The sequence below is a fragment of the Sandarakinorhabdus sp. genome, assembly GCF_040398645.1.
Classification (GTDB): Bacteria; Pseudomonadota; Alphaproteobacteria; order Sphingomonadales; family Sphingomonadaceae; genus Sandarakinorhabdus.
Genome location: NZ_JBBATR010000003.1, coordinates 6,439 through 10,132 on the forward strand (window position 1 = coordinate 6,439; position 3,694 = coordinate 10,132).

Annotated in this window: 2 protein-coding genes; both read right to left on the reverse strand. The window is 66.7% G+C overall.

Features of this window, described 5'->3' with window-relative positions; all coding sequences use genetic code 11:
- The coding region (locus ABWP50_RS01120) for a UvrD-helicase domain-containing protein (RefSeq protein WP_353216146.1) at nucleotides 1-2,856 on the reverse strand (2,856 nt) is incomplete at its 3' end.
- On the reverse strand, nucleotides 2,853-3,694 hold an 842-nt coding region (locus ABWP50_RS01125), incomplete at its 5' end, for a RecB family exonuclease (RefSeq protein WP_353216147.1). The genes ABWP50_RS01120 and ABWP50_RS01125, both read right to left, overlap by 4 nt.

The following is a 3,694-nucleotide window of genomic DNA, read 5'->3' on the forward strand; positions in this document are numbered from 1 at the left end:
TTCGCGCCACCAAGTGCCGGCAGGCAGCAGGCTGGCATCCGGCGCCAATTGCACTGTCACGTGCGCGGCCGGCGTGCCGCTGGCAAGATGGCGCACCGGGCGCGGCCAAGCCGAAACATCCTGAACCGCAGTCACTTCGCCCGAAAGCGCGGCATCGATGGCCGCATACCAGCTGTCAGGATGAACTTCCCATTTCTTGGTTGGCTTGCTGGCGCCGCCGATGCACAAAATCTCTTCGGCACGGGTCAACGCCACATACAGCAGCCGCCGGTCTTCGGCGGCGGCATCGGCCTTGCGCTGGTCCAGCGCGGCGGTGATGTTGGCGGGCGGTGCAGCCAGCCCCGGCGGCAACCACAGCGGCAGGCTGGCGCCATGGCCATCCAGCGGCAGCGCCAACACACCCTGCTGGCTCAGCGGCGGCGCGCAGGCATCGGCCAGGATCACGATAGGCGCTTGCAGGCCCTTGGCGCCGTGCACCGTCAGCAGCCGCACTGCATCCAGCGCCGCTTCGGGATCGCGCTTCACCTCCAGATCCTTGGCGTCCATCCAGCTCAAAAAGGCTTGCAGGCTGGCAGCGCCCGCCGCTTCACAGGCCAGCGCCTGATCGAGCACGGTATCAATCGCATCGCGGGCTTCTTCACCCAGCCGTGCCAGCAGCCGCGACCGTCCCGCCAATGGCCCCGACAGCACGCTTTCGAGATAGTGATAGGGCGACACCGCGCTGCCCAGCCGCAACGCCGCCGCCAGCCAGGCGTGGGCGCGCACAGCATCGGCATCAGTGCTGGCCTGCACCGCCGCCCACAGGCTGCCGCTGCGCCCTGCCGCCAAGCTTGTAAGATCATCATGGTTCAGCCCGACCAGCGGCGATACCAGCAGCGCCGCCAGCGTGAGATCATCGCCCGGCTGGCAGACAAATTTCACCAGCGCGACGAGATCGGCCACTGCCAGCGGCTCGGCCAGATTGAGGCGATCGGCGCCGGCCACGGCCACGCCCTGTTCGTGCAGCGCGCCCACCAGCGCGTTCATCAACCGGCCGCGCCGCCGCACCAGGATCATGACATCCTGCGGCGCGGCACGGCGGCCACTGCCGGGCAGCACCAGCGGTGCCGGCCCGCGCAGCCAATCCGCGATGGTGATGGCAATACGCCGCGCCAGATCAATCTCGCTGGCCAGCCCGGCCTGACCGGCCGGCTGCTGGTCACCATCCATATCATCGCCATCATCATCAGCTTCGTCAGCCTGCTCGGCCGCAGCGGGCAGCAGCGGAGGCCACAGCGTGACACAACCGGCCTTGGCCTTGAAAGCCGTGTGCGCCGGCACATCCTCTCCGGCAAATGCATCGTTGCCGATGTGGGCAATCACGCGGTCCACACTGTCCAGGATGATATCGGCGGAACGGAAATTTCGTGACAGCGGCACTTCGTGCCAGCGCTCCGGTTCGGCTTCGCACAGGCCGTGAAACAACTCGCGGCGATCCGAATAAACCCGGGGATCAGCGCCCTGAAAGCTGAAGATCGACTGTTTGAAATCCCCAACGACAAACAGACTGCGAAATTGGTCACGCTGGCCGCGCCCGGCAAAAAACTCCTCCACCAGCGCGCCGATCACCTCCCACTGCGCCAGATTTGTGTCCTGCGATTCGTCAACCAACACATGATCGATACGGCTATCCAGCTTGAAACGCACCCAATCGGCCGCGCCTGGCGCACTCAGCAGCCGCACCGCCGCCGCGATCATATCCGCATAATCAATCACGCCGGCGCGGGCCTTGGCGGCCTGCCAATCCTGCGCCAATTGCACGGCCAGCCGCAGATGCCGGCCGGTATAGGCCAGGATTTGCCAACGTTCCTGGCCGGCGCGAATGGTCTGCAACTGGTTTTGCACCTCGCTGCACAACGGCCGCCAGCCGGAATCGGCATCATCAAGCGCCTTGGGAATCAGCCCGGTGACCACCCGCGGCAGATTATCGGCTCTGAAAAAAATACCCCACAGCAGCGCCCATTGCTGCGCCGGATCGCTCAAGGCCAGACTGGCCGCCAGCGCATCTCTAAGCTTAAGCGCATTGACGCCTTTTTGCCGCCCCAGCGCCTTGGCCAGATCAGCCAATTGCGCCCACGGCAGGCCAGGCAATGCCGCCGCCAGATCGGCCTGCGCGCTGCCGCCGTCCGCCGGCAGCCCCACAAAGCGCCTCAGCAGCGGATCAATGCCTTCGATGCGCTGCGCCGCCAGCGCGTCGGTATGGGCAGCGGCGGCGGCCATGATGTCCTGCAACCGCGCTTCACCGCCGTCCAGCGCCACTTCGGCCAGATCGGCGCGCAGGCCGGCATCGCGGGCCATCACGCCGGTCAGCGCGTCCCCCAGCACCCGGCCGCGCAGCATGATGCCGGCGCGGTCGTCCAGCGTCTGAAATCCGGGGCTGATCTGCGCTTCGACCGGGAAGCTGGCAATCAGGCCTTGCGCAAAGCTGTGGATGGTCTGGATCGCCAGACCGGCCGGCGTTTCGAGGACGGCGGCAAACAGCCCGCGCGCCCGGTCATGCAATTGCGCCAGCGCTTCGGTGTCACCCGTCACGCCAATTGCAGCAAGTTCGCTGGCCAGTGCGGCATCGCTGCACCCCACCCAATGCGCCAGCCGTGCCATCACGCGGTTCTGCATTTCGGCTGCTGCCAGCTTGGTGAAGGTCAGGCACAATATCGCCTGCGGCCGCGCCCCAGCGAGCAGCAGCCGCAGCACCCGCGCGATCAGCACCTGGGTCTTGCCGGTGCCAGCCGATGCCGCCACCCAGGCATGGCTATCGGGATCGGCTGCCAGCGCCTGTTCCGGCAGCAGCGGCGCCAATGGCTTTGTCACGCTCACAGGCTGCCCCCGCGCTCAGCGTCTGGCTTTGGCTGCGCGGAGGGGCGCGGCCGGCTGATCCATTCCGGCACCCGCGCCAGATGATCATAATCACCCCACGCCCATTCCGGCCGCAATTTGGGCTCGAACGGGTTTTGCGCCAGCAGATAATGCGCCGCCAGTTCGCCGGCATGCGCCAGCGCCGCCTCGACATGATCGGCGGCATCGATGGGCTGTTTGCCGTCCAATGGCGTGTGCACCTTGCCCGCAGCGGCGCGCCCGCCCTGCAATTGCCAATATTCGATGCCGATCGGCGTGCCCGCCGGCAGGCCCTGGCCGTTTTTCTCCAAGGCTGACTTGGCGGCCATCGCCAGCCCCAGCGCCAGCTGGTTGGCCAGCAGCGCGCGCACCCGCGCCTTGGCGGGCGGTGCACCGGTCTTGTAATCAACCACCAGATATTCGCCGCTTTCGCTGCGATCGACACGGTCGACGCGCCCGGTCAGGATGATGCCGCCGGTCAGCTCGATGCGGCCCTTGGCTTCGGCAACCAGTTGCGTCCAGCCGGCGTTCTTGCGCTTGATTATTTCGTGGCCGGCCCAATGCAGCGCGGCGCGCATGCGCGGCACCCATGCCGCGGCCAGCAGTGGGAAATGCGCAGCCTCACGCTCCAGCTCCGCAACGATGATCTGCTCAAGCTGCGCGATGCTGGCATGGCCATCGTCAATCCAGCGTTCCAGCACATCATGCACCAGCGTGCCGCGCATCGCGGCCGTTGGGTCCTGATCGAGCGGATCGAGCGCGCGCAGCCGCAGCACCCGCCGGGCATGAAACGCAAACGGATCGGCAATCAGCGTGTCAA